At 73.8% G+C, this 19,701-nt stretch carries 18 protein-coding genes; 9 read left to right on the top strand and 9 right to left on the bottom strand.

Annotated elements, in window-relative coordinates; all coding sequences use genetic code 11:
- Positions 1 to 45: 45 nt before the first annotated feature.
- Positions 46 to 3,168: a discoidin domain-containing protein gene (locus Athai_RS04870; RefSeq protein ID WP_203960358.1), complete on the bottom strand. Its 3,123-nt coding sequence runs from the start codon at positions 3,166 to 3,168 to the stop codon at positions 46 to 48.
- 338 nt (positions 3,169 to 3,506) lie between these two features.
- Here Athai_RS04870 and Athai_RS04865 point away from each other — a divergent pair, with 338 nt between their 5' ends.
- The 3 genes from Athai_RS04865 to Athai_RS04855 all read left to right on the top strand — a co-directional run bounded on the left by Athai_RS04865 (position 3,507) and on the right by Athai_RS04855 (position 5,560).
- The gene (locus Athai_RS04865) at positions 3,507 to 3,869 is read left to right on the top strand and encodes a DUF4190 domain-containing protein (protein WP_203960357.1); all 363 of its coding nucleotides are present in this window, start codon (positions 3,507 to 3,509) and stop codon (positions 3,867 to 3,869) included.
- A gap of 199 nt (positions 3,870 to 4,068) precedes the next feature.
- Positions 4,069 to 4,896, top strand: a complete 828-nt coding sequence (locus tag Athai_RS04860) for an SDR family NAD(P)-dependent oxidoreductase (RefSeq protein ID WP_203960356.1) — start codon at positions 4,069 to 4,071, stop codon at positions 4,894 to 4,896.
- Positions 4,897 to 4,933: 37 nt separating this feature from the next.
- Positions 4,934 to 5,560 (top strand): cation diffusion facilitator family transporter, encoded by a 627-nt coding sequence (locus tag Athai_RS04855; RefSeq protein ID WP_203960355.1) that lies wholly within the window; start codon positions 4,934 to 4,936, stop codon positions 5,558 to 5,560.
- Between the two features lie 337 nt (positions 5,561 to 5,897).
- On the opposite strand, the gene Athai_RS04850 is transcribed toward Athai_RS04855, so the two are convergent.
- The 3 genes from Athai_RS04850 to Athai_RS04840 are packed head-to-tail and all read right to left on the bottom strand — an operon-like array spanning position 5,898 to position 6,474.
- Entirely contained in the window at positions 5,898 to 6,089 is a 192-nt protein-coding gene (locus tag Athai_RS04850) for a hypothetical protein (RefSeq protein ID WP_203960354.1), read from the bottom strand.
- Entirely contained in the window at positions 6,086 to 6,271 is a 186-nt protein-coding gene (locus tag Athai_RS04845) for a hypothetical protein (RefSeq protein ID WP_203960353.1), read from the bottom strand. Before Athai_RS04845 ends, Athai_RS04850 begins: the two co-directional genes overlap by 4 nt.
- The gene (locus Athai_RS04840) at positions 6,262 to 6,474 is read right to left on the bottom strand and encodes a hypothetical protein (RefSeq protein ID WP_203960352.1); all 213 of its coding nucleotides are present in this window, start codon (positions 6,472 to 6,474) and stop codon (positions 6,262 to 6,264) included. The genes Athai_RS04845 and Athai_RS04840 overlap by 10 nt, the downstream gene beginning before the upstream one ends.
- Positions 6,475 to 6,862: 388 nt before the next feature.
- On the opposite strand from Athai_RS04840, the gene Athai_RS04835 reads away from it, so the two are divergent.
- A complete protein-coding gene (locus Athai_RS04835; RefSeq protein WP_203960351.1) occupies positions 6,863 to 7,717 on the top strand; it encodes a helix-turn-helix domain-containing protein in 855 nt (284 codons plus the stop codon).
- A 12-nt stretch (positions 7,718 to 7,729) separates the two neighbouring features.
- Positions 7,730 to 7,924: a DUF397 domain-containing protein gene (locus tag Athai_RS04830; RefSeq protein WP_203960350.1), complete on the top strand. Its 195-nt coding sequence runs from the start codon at positions 7,730 to 7,732 to the stop codon at positions 7,922 to 7,924.
- A 51-nt stretch (positions 7,925 to 7,975) separates the two neighbouring features.
- Here Athai_RS04830 and Athai_RS04825 read toward each other — a convergent pair whose 3' ends face one another.
- Positions 7,976 to 10,531, bottom strand: coding sequence for a polysaccharide lyase family 8 super-sandwich domain-containing protein (locus tag Athai_RS04825; RefSeq protein WP_239156727.1), 2,556 nt, complete (start codon positions 10,529 to 10,531; stop codon positions 7,976 to 7,978).
- A 244-nt stretch (positions 10,532 to 10,775) separates the two neighbouring features.
- Positions 10,776 to 11,507, bottom strand: coding sequence for an SDR family oxidoreductase (locus tag Athai_RS04820; protein ID WP_203960349.1), 732 nt, complete (start codon positions 11,505 to 11,507; stop codon positions 10,776 to 10,778).
- A gap of 190 nt (positions 11,508 to 11,697) precedes the next feature.
- Here Athai_RS04820 and Athai_RS04815 point away from each other — a divergent pair, with 190 nt between their 5' ends.
- Positions 11,698 to 12,288: a TetR/AcrR family transcriptional regulator gene (locus Athai_RS04815; protein ID WP_203960348.1), complete on the top strand. Its 591-nt coding sequence runs from the start codon at positions 11,698 to 11,700 to the stop codon at positions 12,286 to 12,288.
- Between the two features lie 31 nt (positions 12,289 to 12,319).
- Here Athai_RS04815 and Athai_RS04810 read toward each other — a convergent pair whose 3' ends face one another.
- Positions 12,320 to 13,750: an MFS transporter gene (locus Athai_RS04810; protein ID WP_203960347.1), complete on the bottom strand. Its 1,431-nt coding sequence runs from the start codon at positions 13,748 to 13,750 to the stop codon at positions 12,320 to 12,322.
- Positions 13,751 to 13,941: 191 nt separating this feature from the next.
- On the opposite strand from Athai_RS04810, the gene Athai_RS04805 reads away from it, so the two are divergent.
- Positions 13,942 to 16,722, top strand: coding sequence for a helix-turn-helix transcriptional regulator (locus tag Athai_RS04805; RefSeq protein ID WP_203960346.1), 2,781 nt, complete (start codon positions 13,942 to 13,944; stop codon positions 16,720 to 16,722).
- 139 nt (positions 16,723 to 16,861) lie between these two features.
- Here Athai_RS04805 and Athai_RS04800 read toward each other — a convergent pair whose 3' ends face one another.
- A complete protein-coding gene (locus tag Athai_RS04800; RefSeq protein WP_420829764.1) occupies positions 16,862 to 17,890 on the bottom strand; it encodes an NAD(P)/FAD-dependent oxidoreductase in 1,029 nt (342 codons plus the stop codon).
- Here Athai_RS04800 and Athai_RS04795 point away from each other — a divergent pair.
- Positions 17,889 to 18,557 (top strand): helix-turn-helix domain-containing protein, encoded by a 669-nt coding sequence (locus Athai_RS04795; protein ID WP_203960345.1) that lies wholly within the window; start codon positions 17,889 to 17,891, stop codon positions 18,555 to 18,557. The genes Athai_RS04800 and Athai_RS04795 overlap by 2 nt on opposite strands.
- A gap of 25 nt (positions 18,558 to 18,582) precedes the next feature.
- Here the strand turns inward: Athai_RS04795 and Athai_RS04790 are convergent, their stop codons facing one another.
- Positions 18,583 to 19,050 carry a response regulator transcription factor gene (locus tag Athai_RS04790; protein ID WP_239156726.1) on the bottom strand — a complete coding sequence of 156 codons (468 nt, stop codon included), beginning with the start codon at positions 19,048 to 19,050 and terminating at the stop codon, positions 18,583 to 18,585.
- A gap of 337 nt (positions 19,051 to 19,387) precedes the next feature.
- Here Athai_RS04790 and Athai_RS04785 point away from each other — a divergent pair, with 337 nt between their 5' ends.
- Positions 19,388 to 19,576 carry a hypothetical protein gene (locus tag Athai_RS04785; protein WP_203960343.1) on the top strand — a complete coding sequence of 63 codons (189 nt, stop codon included), beginning with the start codon at positions 19,388 to 19,390 and terminating at the stop codon, positions 19,574 to 19,576.
- The last annotated feature ends 125 nt before the right edge of the window (positions 19,577 to 19,701 follow it).

The raw sequence follows: 19,701 nt of genomic DNA, 5'->3' as shown, positions 1-19,701 counted from the left end.
CCGCGGCGGCGGCCCGGCGCTGCGGGCCGCCGCCGGGCACCGTCCTCAGGCGGGCCGGACGGTGAGCCGGCGCAACCGCGGGTCACCGTGCCGCCAGCCGGGCACCGCGACGGCGACATAGCGCGCGGTGCGGTCCAGCCCGGCGCGGCGCTGGCCGGCACGCAGCCGGGCCGCCTCCCGGTACGACAGGCCGTCGGTGCTGGTCGACACGGTGACGGCGGGCGAGTGCCGGGACGTCCAGTCCAGTTCGATCGCGTCGAGCGGCTGGTCGCTGCCCAGGTCGACGACCATCCGCCCGGCGCGGCCCGGCGTCCACGCCGTCGACTCGTGGCCGTCCACGGCAGCGGCCGGGTCGGTCATCCCGTCGGGCAGCGGGCTGGTCGGGAACGTCACCCGACCCAGCGCCAGGTCGTCGATCGGGTACGGCGGGACCGAGTGGAAGACGACGTCCCGGCGGTGGCCGCCCGCTACGACGACCCGGTCGCCACCGGTGCGGCTGCGTACCCGGACCGGGCCGGACGGCCCGTGCAGCCGCAGCCGGTGCGCGTCGACCACCTCGACGACCAGGCCGGCCGGTAGCCGGCGCCGGCCGACCGGTTCGATGGTGAACCACGGCGCGAGCACCGCGGCGCTGCCGGCGGCGAGGTCCGCCTGGTAGGCGGTGCCGTCCGCGGTGGTGGTCTGGGTCCCGGCGAACACCGGCACGGTCTCGCCCTGCGGGGGAATCGTGACGGTGCCGGCCAGCGGTGCGGCGGTCAGGTTGAACAGGCTGAGGTGCCCTTCGGCGAGGCTCGCCAGCAACCCGTCGGCGTCGGTGGACGGCGCGGGCTTGGCCGCCGCCGCCCGGGTAGCCGCGGCGTCGAGCCCCGGGTGCCCCTCGACCAGCAGTGGCGCGGCGGCACCGTCGGCGAGCGTGATCACGTTGCCCTGCACGGTGATCGGGTGCTTGGAGCCGCGGACCACCAGCCCGGCACGGCCGTCCACGTTGAGCCAGCCGCCGGTGCTGGACAGGTCGGGATTCGGATAGCTCGCCACATCGGTCCAGCTCGCGCCGTCCGCGGACACCTGCACCCGGTAGGCGCGGCCGGCCGCCGCCTCCCAGTAGACCTTCACCCGGTCGAACGTCGTCGTCGCGCCGAGGTCGACCGCCAGCCAGCTGTCGGACCGCGGCCGGTCGGCCCGGGACACCGCCCAGCGGGTGCCGTCGTCGCCGTCGGTGGCGTACCTGGCGTCGTGGCCGCGGTCGGCCGACGACGCGCTGGTCGCCTGGCCCAGCGCCAGGTTCGCGCCGTCGCCGTCCCGCACCTGGAACTCGATGACCGAGTAGCCGTAGGTCGGATCCGGTGTCACGCCGAGCATCCGCACCCAGCGGGCGCTGGTGGCGGCGAACCGGACGGTGTCCACCCGGGCCGCGCCGGACGAGTTCTCGGCTGCCGGCACCGTGACGCCACCCTCGGCGGCGGTGTAGGTGCGGTCGCCGTCCAGGCCGGGTACGCCCGGCATCGTCAGGTTGTACACCTCCAGGTGCCCCTCGCCGGCGGCGACGCCGCTCGACGCGTACACCACCGAGCCGCCGGGCAGCGAGGCGAACCCGGCGCGGCCGGCGTCGAAGCCGAGCACCACCGCGCTGGCGTCGAAACCGTCCCGCGAGCGGGTGTACGCGGCGACCGACCGGCCGCGGACCGTGGCGCCGGTGGCGGGCAGGAACATCGGTGTCTTGCCGCTGAGCGTGAACAGCCAGTCGTCGTGTCCCGGCTGCCAGCAGAACTTGGCGAAGCCCGGCTTGCTGACCGCGCCCGCCCATGCCGCCGGCGACTGGTGCGCGACGAGGCCCGGCCCGGTACCGAAGTCGAGCACGCCGGACGCGTCGGCGAACACCTCCGCGGCCGACATCGGCTGCACCGGGCCGTGTTCCCGGGCCCGCCACTCGTGCAGCAGGTAGCTGATCGCGACCTCGGCGCGGGCCTCCGGCTCGTACTTCGGTTGGCCGGAGAACTTCGTGATCCGGTACTCCGGCGGGTACGCCTGGTAGGCGTCCAGCCGGGCGGCCAGCGCCTGCTCGGCCCACGCCGCGCGCCGGTCGCCGAGCACCTGGGCGAGGAACGCGATCGGGATGACGTCCCGGCCGTACAGGTGTTCCCGGTCGGCGACCATCGGCATCAGCGGCTCGCCGGCGTCGCTCATCACCGCGAGGATGCTGCGCCACAACCGATCCCCGTTCGGCTGCTCGGCAAGTACCGCCGGCATCGGCTGGCCGGCGGCGATGAAGTGGATGCCGTTGCGCCCGGAGGTGCGCCACAGCTCGCACTGGTAGTGCGGGCCGAACGAGCCGTGGTTCTCGACCAGGAACGTGTCGTACAGGTTGTGCGCGGTGTTGCTCGACACCCGCGCGCCGTCGACCATCGCCGGGTTCGCGTGGTCGGCCGCCGGGTGCCCGGTCTCGTTGCGGCTCCACCGCGCGTACCAGTCGCGCCAGCCCGGCGCGTTCCCGGCCTGCGGCGCCCAGGCCATCGCGGGCGCGATCGACTGCGCGTAGACCCCCATCTCCTCCAGCTTGGTGTCGCCGACCCAGCCGCCGGCCAACCCGTTGGGCGTCCAGGATCCGGACAGCGGGTCGTTGCCGCTGCCCAGCGACACGGTGTAGTCGGCCTGCCGGGTCGCGATCAGGTCGAGGTTGGTCCGGGTCGACGCGTCCAGGTCGTCCCAGAGCAGCCGCCCGGCCAGCTGGAAGTACAGCTGGAAGGTGGTGTCCCAGAACAGCTTCTGGCCCCACTCGGTGCCGCCGAGCAGCCGGTTCGAGGCGGCGAAGTGCGACAGCGTGGCGACGGTGTGTTGCTTCAGCGTGGCGGCGTCGATGCCGGCGAGGTCCGCGTCGTAGCCGTCCCGGGTCAGCAGCACCGCGTTGCCGAGCACGACGGCGAACGAGAAGTCCTTCGCCACGTAGTGCCCGGCGCTCTCGTCCCACTGCGTCTCGGCCCACCGAGTGTGCCGGAGCAGTACCCGATGGTAGGTCCGGGCGACCTCGTCGGCGGCCAGCCCCGCGGTCGTGGTGGCGGCGGCGGGTTCGGTTGCAACGTAAGGCAATGCCGCGGCGAGTGCACCGGCCGCGCCGGCCGTCTGCAGGAGCCGGCGGCGGCTCAGGCCGGACTTCGCTGTCAACGTTGTCATATCGGGATCCTCACACATCCGGCGCGCCCGGTCGAGCCCGTACCGCACCGCGCCGGTCGGTCACGACAGGTGGCCACGCCACTACCGGGCCTGCCGTCGGTCACCACCGGCACCGACCGAGCTGCAGGGTGCAACCAGCGCGGCGGCTTGCGGCCAGCGCTGACAATGAGAGGCCGCAGGCTGCGGATGTAGGCTTTCTCGGCTGTCTGGGTATGGCTGACCCGCAGACCACCACACGGCGTCGACCAGGGCGCCGTGGCTGACGGAGGAGAAAAGCGAGCGTGACTACCATCCCGCCGACCGGCCCCGAGGGCCCGGGCGGTCCCTACGACGGAGGAATGTCGCAGCCCCCGTACGGGCAGGGCCCGGGCGGTCCCGGCATGCCGCCGCCACCGCCCGGCATGGGCGCTCCGCCCGCCGACACCAGCGGCAACGTGCTCAACCTGCTGTCGATGATCGCGGGCATCGTGTCGATCGTCCTGTGCTGCCTGTGGGCCGGGGTCTGGGGCGGTGTTCCGGCCATCGTGCTCGGCATCCTCGGCCGCAAGAAGGCCGAGAACGGGCAGGCCAGCAACAAGACGATGGGCACCGTCGGCCTGATCCTCGGCATCATCGGGGTGGCGTTCTTCCTGGTCCAGATCATCCTGGCGGTGTCCGGCGTCAGCACGGACTGGGTGAAGCAGATGCAGAACCAGACCTGAGCGCCCGGGTGGGGAGGCGACCCCTCCCCACCCGGCGCCACGCGGCAGGCCCGGAGTGGCGCGGTTCGCCGACTCCGCCGCGCGCCGGGGTCCATGATGGTCAGCGGGGCCTTCGAGGCAGGCCCTGAACGCAGCGGACCGACCTCCGCCGCCACGTTCCTCTCACGGTACGACCTTCTGGCAGTCAGGAAGAGGGCTCATGGCCGAGCAGCGGACCATCGTCATCACCGGGGCCAGCGACGGGATCGGCGCCGCCGCCGCCCGGCAACTCACCGCGCAGGGTCACGACGTCGTCTTGGTCGGGCGCTCACCGGACAAGACCGAGCGGCTCGCCGAGGAGCTGGGGCGTCCCTACCACCTGGCCGACTTCGTCGAGTTCGACCAGGTGCGCCGGCTGGCGCGGGAGCTGCTCGACGCCTACCCGCGGATCGACGTGCTGGCCAACAACGCCGGCGGCATGTTCCGCCCGCAGACCAGCCCGGACGGCTTCGACTACACCCTGCAGATCAACCACCTGTCGCCGTTCCTGCTCACCACGCTGTTGCTGGACCGGCTGATCGCCTCGAACGCCGCTGTCGTGCAGACCTCCAGCGCGATGGCCCGGGGCGGCCGCATCGACGTCGCCGAGTTCGGCACCGCGGGCAGGCGCGGCGAGGCCCGAACGTACAGCGACAGCAAGCTGGCCAACATCCTGTTCAGCAACGAACTGCACCGCCGCTACCACGAGCAGGGCCTGTCCGCCGCCGCGTTCCACCCCGGCGCGGTCGCGAGCAACTTCGGTGCCGGCGCCTCGGCGCTGGTGCGCTACAGCTACCAGCTGCCGCTGATGAAGCTGTTCCTGGTCAGCCCGGACAAGGGCGGTGCCCGGCTCACCTTCCTCGCCGCCGGCACGCCCGGCGAGACCTGGCAGTCCGGTGCGTACTACGTGCAGAGCCGGCCCGCCAAACCGGTCAACAGCCAGGCTGCGGACCCCGGGCTGGCCCGCGCCCTCTGGGAACGCACCGAGGAGCTGATCCCCACCCCGTGAACCTCCGGGAGTACCTGCCGGCATCGCGATTCGGCCGGTGAGCGCCACCGACAGCGTGCCGCGGCACCGGTTGCTGCGTCGCGGCTTCGTGCTGGAGTACGTCACGCTCGGCTGGAACGTGCTCGGCATCGTGATCCTGGCGGTCGCCGCGATCCGGGCCCGGTCCGTCGCGCTGGCCGGCTTCGGGCTCGACTCGCTGATCGAGATCGGCGCCTCGGTCGTGGTGGTGTGGGAGCTGTCCGGCGCCGGTGCGACCCGGCAGCGCCGCGGGCTGCGGCTGATCGGGGCGGCGTTCACCGCGCTGGCGGCGTACCTGGCGGTGCAGTCCACCGTGGTGCTGGCCGAGGGGTTCCGGCCGGGGCATTCGCCGGCCGGGATCGGGTGGACCGCGGTCACCGCGGCGGTGATGTTCGCGCTGGCCGCCGGCAAGGCCCGGACCGGTGCGGCGCTGGGCAACCCGGTGCTGGCCACCGAGGGCCGGGTGACCCTGGTCGACGGCATCCTGGCCGTCGCGGTACTGACCGCGCTGCTGCTCAACGCGACGCTCGGCTGGTGGTGGGCGGACCCGCTCGCCGGGTACGTGCTGGCGGGCTACGCCGCCCGCGAGGTGCGCACGATCTGGCTGGACACCCGGGCCGAGCACGACGACGTCGGCGCGCGCTGAACCGCAACGCCCGGGCGGGTCAGCGGGCCGCGCGCCGGAGACGTTCGTCCGGCGGGAGCGTCGTGGCACCGGCCGCGGCCGGATCGGGCGGGGTGGCGTTCAGGGCCGCGACGAGCCGGCCGGCGCTCGTGCCGTAGAACGGGCCACGGGCGTCCGCCGGCGTGGTCCGCCCCGTGCCGCGCAGGCTGGGGATCACGTCGCCCCGGCCGAGACGGCCACCAACAGCCTGGCACGCATGGGAACCTCCTCGTGACCGCGGCCCGGTACGACGCCGGCCCCGCTTCCCGTTCGACGCCCGCCGGCCGACCACGGTTCCGCGCCGCCACCTCCGGCCGGGTTACTCGCGAACGCAGCTCAGCGGCACCGTCAGGGTGCGGTCACCGGGACTCGGCTCGTCCAGGTACCAGCCGCGCAGCGTCACGGTGCCGGGCCGCTTCCCCGGTCGCACGATCACGGCGCGGAAGCGGCGCGGGCGGCCCGCCGTCAGTACCAGGACGACGACGGAACCGTCCGCGGGGAGCCCGGTCATCGCACCGGAGTCGGCGGCGCCGGGGAATCCGCCGGCAGCAGGCGGATCGCCGCGGCCGGCGCCCACCAGGTCAGGCCGTCCGCGGCCAGGATCTCCACCTGGCGGTCGCTGTGCCAGTACGCCTCGACGACCCGCACGGTGCGGCCACCGATCCGGGCCAGGTCGCCGGGAATCACCACCATGGCCGGCTCCGGTCCCGGGCCAGCGCGAGCGCCCGAGCGTACGGGTCGGCCGCCGGCACCGGCGCCCGGCCGAGCGCGCGGACCCGGCGGCGACGCCGCCGCGCGACGACCTTCTCCAGGATGACGAGCGCCGCCAGCGCGAGGCAGGGCATCGTGACGACGAACGCGGCGGCGGCGAGCACCGCGGTCGACAGCGGGGTCACCGCCACCACCCGGCCGGGTCGTAGTCGTTGCGCCGCAACCGTTCCAGCGCGTTCCGGTACCGCGCGCGCAGCCGGTGCACGGCCCGCGCGGTACGGTGGATGAGCTCCATCGGTTTTGCCTCCAGGCGTCGGTGGGGCCGGGGGCGCGGTGCGGTTTCCAGGCCTTTCACCGCGCCCCCGTCATTACTGCGCCCCGCTGGGTACGGCAGCCGGGCGCGCCGGCGCCACGCCCTTACTCGACGCATCGCTACGACGATCGAGCGTCACAACCGACACTCCGGACACTAGACCGAGAACGGCTTCTGTGCAAGTGCACAGAGCTATGGCTCAGAGCGAACTCTCAGTGCTCATGCTTGTACGAACGCGAGGTTCCGGGAAGACTGTGCCGATGGCTGAGGACGACGGACGCATGGTTCGACGGCGACGGGTCGGGATGCTGCTCCGGCAATACCGGAACGCGGCGGGGCTGACGGCACAACAGGTCGCCGACGAACTGGACTGCTCGGTGTCGAAGGTGACGCGGATCGAGCTGGCCCGGGTGCCAGCGCAACGCCGGGATGTCCGCGACATGCTCAACATGTTCGGCGTCACCGGCGAGGAGCGTCAGGAGATCGTCGATCTGCTGGGTGACTCCAAGAACCCCGATTGGTGGCACGCCTACCACGAATACCTGTCTCGCAAGTACCGGGACTTCATCGCGCTGGAAGCCGACGCCGCATGCCTGCGCACCTACGAGCCGCAGGTCGTACCGGGGCTCCTGCAGACAGCCGACTATGCACGAGCGGCGATCCACAAGACGCTGCCCGAGGCCACGCCGAAGGACATCGATGCTCGGGTCGAGGTACGACTTGCCCGCCAGGATCTGCTCACCCGGCCGGATCCGGTCCGACTGGTCGCCGTCCTCGACGAGGGCGCACTGCGACGCCAGGTCGGAAGCACGCACATCATGCAGCAGCAGTACAAGCGCCTGCTCGACGCGAGCGCGATGCCCAACGTGCGGTTACAGGTCCTCGACTTCAGTCGCCCCTCGGCCTGTACGACCGGTCCGTTCATTCTCATCGAGTTTCCACGGCGCTCCGACCCGTGGACCGTCTACCTGGAGAACGCCGCTGGCGACCAGACTCTCGAAAAGCCCGCACGGGTGGATCGCTATAAGCTCACCTTCGAGGAGCTTGCGGCCGATGCGCTGGGCCCAGCAGACAGCACGGCCTTCCTCGAAAGGCTGATCCGCGACCAGCGGTAGAGGAGCGCGACGATGTCGACTGATCTGTGCAGTGCGGTATGGCGCAAGAGCACACGAAGCTCGGGAAACGGCGCCTGCGTCGAGGTGGCGGGGAACCTGCCGGGGGTCGTCGCGGTGCGCGACAGCAAGGACCCGGACGGGCCCGCGCTCGTCGTGACGCCGGCGGCGTGGACCGCGTTCGCCGCGCACGTGACGACGTACCGCTGAGCACGGCGCGACGCCCCCGACACCGGTGTCGGGGGCGTCGCGCTGTGCCGGTCAGGACAGGGTGGCGGTGCGGGTCCTGCCGTAGGTGTGGCGGGTGGTGGCGACGATCCGGGTACCGCCGGGAACGCGGTGCGCGGTGACGCCCTCGTCGGCGTCGGTGAGGTGCAGCGGGCGACCGCGGACGATCACCGACACCGTGTCGCGTTCGGTGGTGGGGTCGCTGATCGCGAGCTGCAGCGCGCCGTGCCGCCCGGACCGGGCGAGCAGGCACGCCGGGCCGTCCAGCACGAACCGTTCGACGTGGTGCGAGCCGGCGGTGAAGGTGTTGGCGCAGACCAGATCCAGCCCGCCGTGCCGGATCGCCTGCAGCTTGGTGGAGTTCGCCAGGACCGCCAGCGGCCCGCGCCGGTAGCCGGCGAGCTGGCGCTCGGTGGCGTTCGGCACGATCGCGTACGCCATCCGGGCCGCCCGGGCGCCGGCCGGCTGCTCCACCGACAGGCCGAACACCTGCTTGGTCGCGGTGCTGTCCGGGTTGGATTCGCGGACCGACCGGCGCGAGCGCGACACCGTCGACAGCGACACGGTCGGCCGCTGCCGGTACAGGAAGGCGTAGCCGACCGCGGTGTCGTTGCTGGCGTTGGCGTAGCGCAGCCAGGACAGGTCGGCGGTACCGGTGCCGGTGAAGTCCTGTCCGTCGCGGGTGCGTCCGGTCAGGCTGACCGTGTCGGACGGGTCGGCGATGCGGGTGTCCACGGTGGTCGACACGGCCCGGCCGGCCGGGTCGCCGACGCCCGCGGCGAGCACCACGATCTCGTCGTCCAGCAGGAACCAGGACTTGACCGCGCGGGCGTTGCGGTAGGCGACGAAGTCACCGGGCAGTTTGCCGGCCTGCTTCGCCGCGTACGCGGCGTCGTCGGACAGCACCAGCGCGGCCGAACCGTACGTGTCGAGGGTGGCGCCGCCGGAGTGCGGGTCGGTGCCGAGCGGGAAGTAGACGTAGGTGTTCTGCGACTCCGACGACGAGGTGAACCCGGCGTCCGGGTTGTCGTACCAGTCGGTGCCGTACAGCTGCGGGATCGTCTTGCGCTCCTCGACCGGCGCGGTGACCCCGGCCAGCCGGTACGGCGACACGGTGGTCAGGTAGTCGACGCCGAACGCCGTCGACTGGTCCTGCCCCGCCAGGTAGAGGTAGTGCGCGCCGTCACCCTCGAACCACGGCGTCAGGTTCTCGCCGCTCATGTACTCGTACTTGCTGATCCGGTTCGAGCTGCGCGCCAGGGTGAACGCGAAACCGGGGCGGCGGTGCACGGTGCGGTCCATCGCGTTGAAGCCGACGCTGACCGCCGCCGGGTTCAGGTCGGCCGGCTCGATCGAGTCGTCGGACAGGATGTCGGCGTAGCTCGCGACGGTCACCGGGGACACGAACTTCGCCGGGTTCACCGTCGCCTTCGACGCCTCGTGCAGGTACTTCGCGTACCCGGCGAGCGCGGTGTGGTCCGCGCCGGTGGAGTTCGTCGCCAGGTTGACCACGCCCTCGATCACCGCGGCGGCGTCGGTGTAGCCGGTGGTCGTGCGGGAGATCGCCCGGCCCTTGACCGCCTCCATCATCCAGCCCTCGAAGATCACCGGCGCGAACCCGTGCTGCACCCAGCCGCGCACCACCCCGGTCAGGTCGTCGCCGCCGAGGTAGCCGGTGCCGGCGAGGATCGTGATGGTCTGCAGCGCCGCGGTGAGCAGCACCTTGCCGTACGACCCGTTGTACGCCACCGACGCGTGCTGGATGAACGACCCGTCGGCGTAGTACCCGTCGGTCACGTTGTGCTGCAGCTGGTAGGGGTCGACCGTGGCGTACACGGTGAGCTGGTCGGCGACCGCCTTGCTGATCCGGGCGTCGTCGCCGAGCACCGCGCCCTGCACGATCCGGTTGGTGGTGATGTTGGCGAGGTTCGCGCCGGTGTGGAACCGCGAGTCGAGGTCGACGTCGCCGTCCTTGCCGTTGCGCAGGTAGCCGTCCATCGCCGCGACGAAGGTCGCCGGCAGGTCGGGCCGGTAGTCGGCGATCGTGTCGGCCAGCAGCGCGAGCGTGTTGCTCACCTGGGTGGAGATGCCGATCTCCCAGTTCCACCAGTTGCCGTAGTAGCCCTTCGACTGGTCGCCGTAGTAGTTGTCGTACAGCCAGCCCATCTTGTCGATCACGGTGTGCTGCACGTCGAGGTCGTCGTGCAGGTCCGAGGTACTGCCCGGCACCCGGGTCGCCAGCGCGATCTGGTTGAGGTACTGGAACGACTTGGTCAGGTTGCTGTCGTTGGTGCCGAGCGGCACCCCGTGGAACAGCTCGCCGGAACCGGCCGAGTCGAGCGCGGCGAGCCGGCTGCGCGCGGTCGAGTCGATCGCGGCGAGCTTGGCGGCGACCTCGTCACGCGCGTTCGAGGCGGTCGTACCGGCGAACAGCGCCACGGTGTTCGCCAGCACCGTGGCCTGGTCACCGGCCGCGGCGGCGGAGCTGCCCGCCGGTGCGGCGGCGGCCCGGTCCCGGAGCGGACCGGCCACCGCGACCAGGCTCGCGGCGGGGATGATCGACAACACGGCTCGGCGGGTGACAGCCACGCTCGCTCCCGACACTCGATGTATCCGACACTCTGCACGTCATCCACGTCCGGAGAATTCCTGCTTCCGGCGACGCGATGAGGAAAACGCTTACCGGATTCAACCAGCCCTTCCGGTGCGCGGCAATACCGAACGACCACGCGCCTGAACTCCGGATTCGGAGGTCAGCGGCAAATGCCGCGTTCCCTCCGGCCGACCTGACACCGCGCAACGACGCGAGCGCTCCGGGGTCCACACAGCGAGCTCACAGTCCTCCTCCGACGGCGATGTGCTGGCCGGTGACGTACCCGGCACCGGCCGAGCAGAGGAAGCCGACCACCTCGGCAACCTCGCGGGCGGTGCCGAAACGGCCGAACGGGATCTGCGCCGCCATGGCGTCGGTCACCCGAGCGACCTCCCCGGCCGGCAGCCCGATCTTGGACCAGATCGGCGTGTCGATCGCCCCCGGACTGACCGCGTTGACCCGGATGCGGCGGGGAGCCAGTTCGATGGCCAGGCTGGGCACCATCGCCAGCAGCGCGCCGCGACTCCCCGCCGCGACGCTGCCGCCCGCGATGCCACGGGTCACCCCGGTACCGACCGTGAAGACCACCGACGCACCGTCGGCGAGCAGCGGGGAAAGCCGTTGCAGGGTGAAGAACTGGCCCTTCGTGTTGACGTCGAACACCTCGTCGAAGGTGGCCTCCTCGACCGCGTCGATCGGGGCGCTGCGGGAGATGCCGGCGTTGAGGAACAGTGCCGACAGCGCGCCGAACCGGGTCTCTACCTCCTCGACGAGCCGGTCGGTGTCGGCCAGCGAGCGCGAGTCGGCGCGGAGCGTCACGATCTCGTCGGGCAGTTCGCGGCGCGCGGTGGCGACCGACTCCGGCGAGCGACCGGTGACGATCACCCGGTGGCCGCGCTCGTGCAGCAGTTCGGCGGTGGCTCGGCCGATCCCGCTGGTACCGCCGGTGATCAGGGCTGTTGGTGCGGGCATCGCGACCTCCTGCGTCCGGGCGGGACAGCAGGACCCCGCCGGCGAATTCAATCGGAGGACCCTCCGATTGAATTCACGATAGCAGCCGGAGCGCCCGCCGACGACCGGCCCGGTACCGCTTCGACGGCGGCCGCGCCCGCTGCACCGGGGCGAGCCCGCCCCGGCCCGCCCCGCTCTAGACTCGGCGTCGATGTCCACCGCCGAGCCCGGCCGGCCCCGCGCCCGCATCGCCGAGGCGCGGCGCAACCGGCAGAAGCTGATCGAGGTCGCGACACAGGCGTTCGCCACCGAGACGAAGCCGGTCGCGCTGGAGACGATCGCCCGGCGCGCCGGCGTCGGGATCGGCACGCTGTACCGCCACTTCCCGAACCGGGAGGCGCTGGTCGAGGCGATCTACGCCGACCAGATCGGGCAGCTGTCGGCCAGCGCCGAGCGACTGCTCGCGAGCCATCCACCGGCGGCGGCGCTGCGCCGGTGGACCGGCACGTTCCTCGAATGGTCGGCCGCCAAGCACGGCATGGCCGAGGCGCTGAGCCGGGTCGTCGCCAGCGGGCGGATCACCCCGAGCGAGATGCGCGGCGAGCTGGTCGCGGCGCTCGCGCTGTTCCTCGACGCCGGCGCTGCCGCCGGCGACCTGCGTGCCGACGCCCGGGCGGCCGACGTGGCGGCGCTGTTCGCCGGCGTCCTGGTCGTCGCCGGCGCTCCGGACCAGCGCGACCAGGCACAGCGGATGCTGTACCTGATCGTCGACGGCCTTCGTCCGGCGGTGCCGGGCAGCTGACCGACAGCGCCGGAGCTGCTCGACGATCCGGTCAGCTGCGGCGGGGCAGCAGGAGGGTGCCGAGGGCGACCACCACGTCCACCACGGCCAGCAGGGTCAGGGCGATCGCGAACGCCGGCGGGAAACTGTCCGCGGTCGGCTGCGCGCCGAGAATCCGGTAGAACACCACCCCGACCAGCGCCACCCCGACCGCGCCGCCGGCCTGCTGCGCCGCGGTCAGCACGCCGGAGCCGGCCGCCACGTCCGCCCGCGCCACCGTCGACAGCGCGATCGCCGGCAGCGGCGGGATCGCGAACCCCATCCCGGCCCCGGCCACCACCAACGCCGGGACCAGCGCCGCGACACCCGCGTGCGACCAGCCGGTCGCCGTCTCGGCGAGCATCCCGTACCCGACCGCGACCACCGACGCACCCAACGTGATCGTGTACCGGCCGAGCCGGGCGGCGACGCGACCGGACAGCATCGTCGCGACGAAGTACCCCAAGCCCAGCGGGACGAAGATCAAGCCGGCGCCGAGCGCGCCCAACCCGCGTCCCTCCTGCAGGTACAGCGCCAGTACCAGGAAGAACGACGCCATCGTCAGCTGGAACACGAACGCCAGCGCCACCCCGACCGAGTAGCTGCGGGCGGCGAACAGCGACGGAGTGACCAGCGGCGCCCGACCGCCCGCAGCGCGCCGCCGCTGGTGGCCGACGAAACCGACCAGCAGCGGGACCGCGGCGGCCAGGCAGCCGAACAGCCAGCTCGGCCAACCCAGGCTCCGCCCCTCCACCAGCGGCAACACCACCGCGACCAGACCGACGGTGACCAGCGCGGTACCGACCAGGTCGGGCCGGGCCGCCACCGGCGAGCGCGACTCGCGCAGCAGCCGGGGCGCCAGCAGCACCGCGGCCAACCCGACCGGCACGTTGATCAGGAAGATCGACCGCCAGCCGGCGCCGGCCAGGTCCAGGTGGATCAGCACCCCGCCGATGAGCTGGCCGAACACCGCGCCGAGACCGATCGCGAGGCCGTAGGCACCGAACGCCCGGGACCGCCGGACACCGGTGAACTCGGCGTTCAGGATCGCCAGTACCTGCGGCATCAGCAGCGCCGCGGCGACACCCTGCGCCACCCGGGCGGCGATCAGCACGCCGACCGACGGCGCCAGGCCGCACACCAGCGACGCGGCGGTGAACGCGGCCAGGCCCACCATCAGCAGACGGCGCCGCCCGTACAGGTCGCCGAGCCGGCCGCCGGTGATCAGCCCGGCGGCGAGCGCCAGCCCGTACCCGGCGACGGTGAACTGGATCGCGGTCGGCCCCGCCGCCAGGTCCTCCGACAGCGACGGGATCGCCACGTTGACGATGAAGAAGTCGAGCGTGGTGACGAACGTCCCGGCCAGCAGGACCAGCAGGCTGACCCAGCCGAGCCCGGCCGCCGGCCGGGTCGGTGCGCTCGTCGGTACCGCGGTGGTGGCCATCGTGGGTGCCCTTCGATCTCGGCGTACCGCCCCGACCGGGCGGCAGGACCGACGCTACGAATCCCGGTGCCGCGGCGAATCGGTCACGCTTAGGTACTTCGACCGGCCCTCCGGGCGTCGCGCCCGACCCTGCCGGCGGAGCTGCGGAAACGCGCTCGGGGCAGGTCGGGGGTGGCGGGTACGGTGCCGGCATGTTGTACGGACGGCAGGACGAACTCGCCACGCTCGACGACCTGGTCGCGGCGGTGCGCGCCGGCGCGGGTGCCGGCCTGGTGATCCGCGGCGAGGCCGGCATCGGCAAGACCGCCCTGCTCGACTCGCTGGCCGGCACCGACGGCGTCCGGGTGCTGCGCGCCGCCGGCGTCGAGGCCGAGGCCGAGCTGCCGTTCGCCGGGCTGCACCTGCTGCTGCGCCCGGTGCTCGACCGGCTCACCGCGCTGCCCGACGTGCAGGCCGCCGCGCTGCGCGGCGCGCTCGGCCTCGCCGCCGGCACCGACTCCGACGGGTTCCTGGTCGGCCTCGCCGCGCTGTCCCTGCTGGCCGAGCTGGCCGCGGACCGGCCACTGCTGGTGCTGGTCGACGACGCGCAGTGGCTGGACCGCTCGTCCGCCGAGGCGCTGCTGTTCGCCGCCCGCCGCCTGGACGCCGACTCGGTCGGCATCGTGTTCGCCGCCCGCGAGGTGCCCGACTTCGCGGCACCCGGCCTGCCCGAGCTGCGCCTGGCCGGGCTGACCGACGCGGCCGCCGCCGAACTGCTCGCCGCCACCACCGACCTCGACCCGGGCCAGCGCGACCGGGTGCTCGGCACCGCCGCCGGCAATCCGCTCGCGCTCCGGGAACTGCCCGACGTGCTCGGCGACGCGTCCCACACCGGGGCGCTGCCGCTCACCGAGCGGCTGCGCACCGCCTTCCGGGCCCGGCTGCGCGGGCTGACCGACGGGGTGCGCGACCTGCTGCTGGTGGTCGCGCTGGACGGTACCGGCGAGCTGGCGGTGCTGCTGCGCGCCGCGGCGCGGTTCGGCGCCGGCTCCGACGAGCTGGACGCGGCGGTGCGGGCCGGGCTGCTCACCGTGGCCGAGGCGGACGGCCGGATCGGGTTCCGGCACCCGCTGGTGCGGGCGACCGTGGCGCACGACGCCCCACCGGGCCGGCGGATCGCCGTGCACACCGCGCTCGCCGACGCCCTGGACACCCCGGCGGGCGTGGACCGGCGGGCCTGGCATCTCGCCGCCGCCGCAACCGCGCCGGACGAGGCGATCGCGGTGGCGCTGACCGACGCCGCCGCCCGGGCCACCGACCGGCACGGGCACGCCGCCTCGGCCGCCGCGTACGCCCGGGCCGCCGAGCTGAGCGAGGCGACCGACGCGCGGCTGCGCCGGCTCACCCTCGCCGCCGAGGCAGCCGCGGAGGCCGGCGAGCTGGACCGGTCCATCCGGCTGGCCGACGACGCCACCGCGGCGCTCGCCGCCGGCCCCGGCGGGCGGCCCGCCGACGCCGCGCCGGGGCCCGCCGTCGGCGCCGATCCGCGGCTCGCCGCACGCCTGCTGTCGGTACGGGCGGCGGCGTCGTTCTGGCGGGGCCACCTCGGCGCCGCGCACCGGGCCTACCTGCACGCCGCCGACCTGCTCGCCCCGCTCGACGCCGGCGCCGCGACCGCGCTGCTGGTGGAGGCGGTGCACGTCGGCTGGTACTCCGGGGAACGCGAGCTGACCGAGGCGTACGACCGGCTCGCGGCGGCGCTGGCGGCCGACCACCGGGCCACCCCGAACGCCGGTGACTGCGAGGCCACCTCGATGGGCCGGCTCACCCTGCTCGGGACCGGACCGGTCATCGGGCGCGCGACCCCCACCGAGCCGGCCCCGGACGAGGCGATGGCCACGGTGCGCCGGATGGTCCGCCGGCCCGGCTGGCGGATCATGACCGCCGCGCTCGGCATCGTGCTCGGCCAGGACGGGGGCACCATCGACGTGGGCGCCGAGGAGGTCGCGCTGGCGCACCGGCAGGGCCGGATCGGCCGGTTGCCGCAGGCGCTGTTCTACCTGGCCTCGACCCGGGCGTTCGCCGGCTGGCACGACGCCGCCGCCCGGGACGCCGGCACCGCCGCCGAACTGGCCCGCGCCACCGACCAGCGGCAGTGGGCCGGCCGGCTGCGCGAACCGCTGGCGTACCTGGCCGCGGTGGCCGGCGACGAGGCGCGGGTGCGGCAGCTCGCCGACGAGGCACGCGCCGACGCGGCAGCGTCCGATCCGGACTGGGACGTGCCCTGGGTGCACTGGTCGCTGGGCCTGCTGGAGCTGGGGCTCGGCCGGGCCGAGCCGGCGCTCGCCGAGCTGTCCACCCTCGCCGAGCAGCGGGCGCTGTTCCACATTCCGGCGATCCGCAGCGTGCCCGACCTGGTCGAGGCCGCGGTCCGGGCCGGCCGGCCGGACGCGGCCACCGAAGCGCTCGGCCACTACCGGCGCTGGGCGGCACACACCGGGCAGGGCTGGATCGCCGCGCTCGTGCTGCGCTGCGAGGCGCTGCTCGGCGACGACGCCACCGCCGAACCGAAGTACCAGGCGGCGCTCGCCGGCTCGCAGCGGGCGAACCGGCCGTTCGAGGTCGCCCGGACCGCCCTGCTGTACGGCGAGTGGCTGCGCCGGCTGCGGCGCCGCACCGAGGCGCGGCCACAGCTGCAGGCGGCGGTCCGCGGCTTCGACCGGTTGTCGGCCGCCCCGTGGGCGCAGCGGGCCCGCGCCGAGCTGGCCGCGGCCGGCGACGCGGGCGAGCAGGCGCCGACCGACACGCTCGCCGTGCTCACCCCGCAGGAGCGGCAGATCGTGCTGCTCGCCGCGCGCGGGCTGTCCAACAAGGACATCGCCGGCCGGCTGTTCCTGAGCCCGCGCACCGTCGGCTACCACCTCTACAAGGCGTACCCGAAGCTCGGCGTGCTCTCCCGCGGCGAGCTGCCCGCCGTAGTCGGGCCGCACTGACCCGGCCGCGCCAGCGGCCCCCACGCAGCGAGCCGCGCACGTTCCTCGGCACCGGGGCGCGGCGGCGTCGCTGGACTCGCGCCACGCCCCCACCCGCGCCGCCCCCACCCGCGCCGCCACCGACCGCCCGGGCCGCCGATCAGTGCACGAGGCCGTGCCGGCGGTCGCCCAGCACCCGTTCGCTGACCGCCGCCTCGGTGGCCGCGGAGAACCCGGACCGGTGCGCCGCGACGGCCTCCCGGAGCCGCTCGTCGACCAGGTCCGCGTTGATCTGCGCACCGGCCAGCGCGCCCGCCGCCGCGGCGGCGCCCACCTGGGCGGACAGGTCCGTGACGTTGCCCGCGGCCCACACGCCGGGCACCTCGGTACGACCGGTGGCGTCGACCGGCAGGTGTTCACCGAACCCGGACGGGTGCGGAACCGGCCGCAGCCCGAGCGCGCCCAGGAACCCGGCGCGCGCCACCATCCGGGTGGCCAGCACGATCGCGTCCCGGCGTACCAGGGTGCCGTCGGCGAGGCGCAGCCCGACCAGCCGGTCGTCGACCACCTCCGCCGCCGTGACGGCACCGGCCAGCACCGGGACACCCAGCGCGGCGAGCCGCTCGGCCGCCTCGCCGGCCGGCGCCGGCGCATCCTGCGCGAAGTACACGACGTCGCTGCTGAGCTGGGCGAACAGTGCCGCCTGATGGACCGACATGGGGCCGGTGCCGAGCACCCCGATCGCCTGGTCACGCACCTCGTACCCGTGGCAGTACGGGCAGTGCACCACCTCGCGGCCCCACCGCTCGCGCAACCCCGGGATGTCGGGCAACTCGTCGACCAGGCCGGTGGTGACGAGCAGCCGCCGGGCCCGGACCGTACCGCCGCCGGCCAGGCGCACCGCGAACCCGGCGCCGTCCCGGGTCGCCGACTCGACCGTGCCGGACACGACCTCCCCGCCGTACCCGCGGACCTCGTCCCGGCCGCGGGCGAGCAGCTCGCCCGGCGGCATCCCCTCCCGGCCGAGCAGCCCGTGCACGCCGTCCGCCGGGGCGTTGCGGGGTTGCCCCGCGTCGATCACCAGCACCGACCGCCGGGACCGGACGAGCATCAGGGCCCCGCTCAGCCCGGCGGCACCGCCACCGATCACCACCACGTCGTAGCCGTCGTTCCGCGTCTCGGTCACCATGACCACCTCCGTGGACCACTCTCCGAAGAGCAGCGACGTCCGGCAAGCTTCCTTGCCACTATGGCAAAATGACGGCGTGGCCCACGACGACGATCTGGACCGCGCACTCGACGCGGTCGGCGCCCGGCTGCGGGCCCTTCGCCGCCAGCGCAACGTGACGCTCGCCGACCTGTCCGGCGTCACCGGCATCTCGGTGAGCACGCTGTCCCGGCTGGAGTCCGGCGACCGGCGGCCCACCCTGGAGCTGCTGCTGCCGCTCGCCAAGGCGCACGGAGTCACGCTCGACGAGCTGGTCGACGCGCCGACCACCGGCGACCCGCGGATCCACCTGCGCCCGGTCACCCGGCACGGCATGACGATGCTGCCGCTGACCCGGCACGCCGGCGGCATCCAGGCGTACAAGCTGGTCATCCCGGGCAGCAGCGGGCCCACGGAACCGCAGTTGCAGACCCACGAGGGCTACGACTGGCTCTACGTGCTCAACGGCCGGCTGCGGCTGGTGCTCGGCGAGCACGACCTGGTGTTGGCGCCCGGCGAGGCCGCCGAGTTCGACACCCGCACCGGGCACTGGTTCGCCGCGGCGGGCCCCGAACCGGTCGAACTGCTCAGCCTGCTCGGCCCGCAGGGGGAGCGCGCCCACCTGCGCGCCCGCCCCAAGCAACGCTGACCCGGCCGCCAGAGGCGGGGGGGCGTCAGGCCGGCGGGAGCGGCAACCGCACCGACCCGGCCCCGATGTGGTGCGCGTAGGCGGCGATACCGGCCTGCAGCCGCGACTCCAGTCCGAGCTTGGCGAGTACCCGACCCACGTACGACTTCACGGTGCGTTCGGTGATGGACAGCGCGCGGGCGATCGCGGCGTTGGACAGTCCGCGGCCGAGCAGCCGGAACACGTCGCGTTCCCGCGGGGTGAGCTGGTCGAGTCGCGCGTCGTCCGGCCGCACCTGCGGGGCGTCGTCCGGCGCCGCCCCCGCGGACAGCCCCTCGGCAACCAACGCGTACTCGATGACGACGGCCTCCGGAACCGAACCGCCGCACTCCGCCACGGCCTCCGGCAGGCTGCTCGCCTCGGCGACGACCTCCAGCTCGGCACGCCGCCCGGCCAGCCCGAACCGCAGCCCGTCCCGGGTCAGCTTGTACTTGCCCACCAACAGGATCCGCATCGCCACCCCGTTACCTCCTGCCCGGCCGCGAAGGCCACCCGTCCGCCGACGCCGGCACCGCCGCACCGCGCGGCCGGGCATCGATGGTCTCTGGTCTTTAGGACGCCAACAGCCTGTCCTTTGGTTGAGCGAAACCTGTGCAGCGAATATCACATTGTGCGGCGTACCGGATCGCTTGCCGTCTTTCGGGCGACTCCTTTCGTTCGCCCCGCTGCGCACGAAAGACCAGTGGTCGCCCGCACTGTCCGGATGGTTGATTGGACGAGCCAACCGGGCCGGGCCGTCGGAGCGCTCGATCCGACTCCCTGCCCACCCATCCCGAAAGGGCGTGACCCACATGCGTTCTCTGACCCGCAAGCTCGGCGACCGGCTGCTGGCCGCGGTGGTGCCGCAGGCGACCGCGTCGGCGTGCATCCCCACCGAGTACTGGACCGAGCACAAGAGCCCGGCCGTCTGCCGGCACTGCCACAACGACTGCACCGGCAAGTCGTACTGCGACGCCTGGGCCTGCTACATCGACTGCTGATCGGCGGGGGCCGTCTCGTCCGGAACCGTGAGACAGCCCCGGATTCGGGCGCGAGGCCCAGGCGGGCCCCGCATGCCCCCGGGCGGCCGACCTTCTGGGGTGTTGGGTCGGCCGCCCGACCGGCT

The sequence above is a fragment of the Actinocatenispora thailandica genome (genome assembly GCF_016865425.1).
Lineage (GTDB): Bacteria > Actinomycetota > Actinomycetes > Mycobacteriales > Micromonosporaceae > Actinocatenispora > Actinocatenispora thailandica.
The sequence above is the reverse complement of the archived record's forward strand: the minus strand, read 5'-3'. Positions and strand labels throughout refer to the sequence as shown.

Coding starts and splice junctions, on each gene's coding strand:
- Athai_RS04870 (WP_203960358.1), bottom strand. CDS start 3,168: ATGACAACGTTGACAGCGAAGTCCGGCCTGAGCCGCCGCCGGCTCCTG.
- Athai_RS04865 (WP_203960357.1), top strand. CDS start 3,507: ATGTCGCAGCCCCCGTACGGGCAGGGCCCGGGCGGTCCCGGCATGCCG.
- Athai_RS04860 (WP_203960356.1), top strand. CDS start 4,069: ATGGCCGAGCAGCGGACCATCGTCATCACCGGGGCCAGCGACGGGATC.
- Athai_RS04850 (WP_203960354.1), bottom strand. CDS start 6,089: ATGACCGGGCTCCCCGCGGACGGTTCCGTCGTCGTCCTGGTACTGACG.
- Athai_RS04845 (WP_203960353.1), bottom strand. CDS start 6,271: ATGGTGGTGATTCCCGGCGACCTGGCCCGGATCGGTGGCCGCACCGTG.
- Athai_RS04835 (WP_203960351.1), top strand. CDS start 6,863: ATGGCTGAGGACGACGGACGCATGGTTCGACGGCGACGGGTCGGGATG.
- Athai_RS04830 (WP_203960350.1), top strand. CDS start 7,730: ATGTCGACTGATCTGTGCAGTGCGGTATGGCGCAAGAGCACACGAAGC.
- Athai_RS04820 (WP_203960349.1), bottom strand. CDS start 11,507: ATGCCCGCACCAACAGCCCTGATCACCGGCGGTACCAGCGGGATCGGC.
- Athai_RS04815 (WP_203960348.1), top strand. CDS start 11,698: ATGTCCACCGCCGAGCCCGGCCGGCCCCGCGCCCGCATCGCCGAGGCG.
- Athai_RS04810 (WP_203960347.1), bottom strand. CDS start 13,750: ATGGCCACCACCGCGGTACCGACGAGCGCACCGACCCGGCCGGCGGCC.
- Athai_RS04805 (WP_203960346.1), top strand. CDS start 13,942: ATGTTGTACGGACGGCAGGACGAACTCGCCACGCTCGACGACCTGGTC.
- Athai_RS04795 (WP_203960345.1), top strand. CDS start 17,889: ATGACCACCTCCGTGGACCACTCTCCGAAGAGCAGCGACGTCCGGCAA.
- Athai_RS04800 (WP_420829764.1), bottom strand. CDS start 17,890: ATGGTGACCGAGACGCGGAACGACGGCTACGACGTGGTGGTGATCGGT.
- Athai_RS04790 (WP_239156726.1), bottom strand. CDS start 19,050: ATGCGGATCCTGTTGGTGGGCAAGTACAAGCTGACCCGGGACGGGCTG.
- Athai_RS04785 (WP_203960343.1), top strand. CDS start 19,388: ATGCGTTCTCTGACCCGCAAGCTCGGCGACCGGCTGCTGGCCGCGGTG.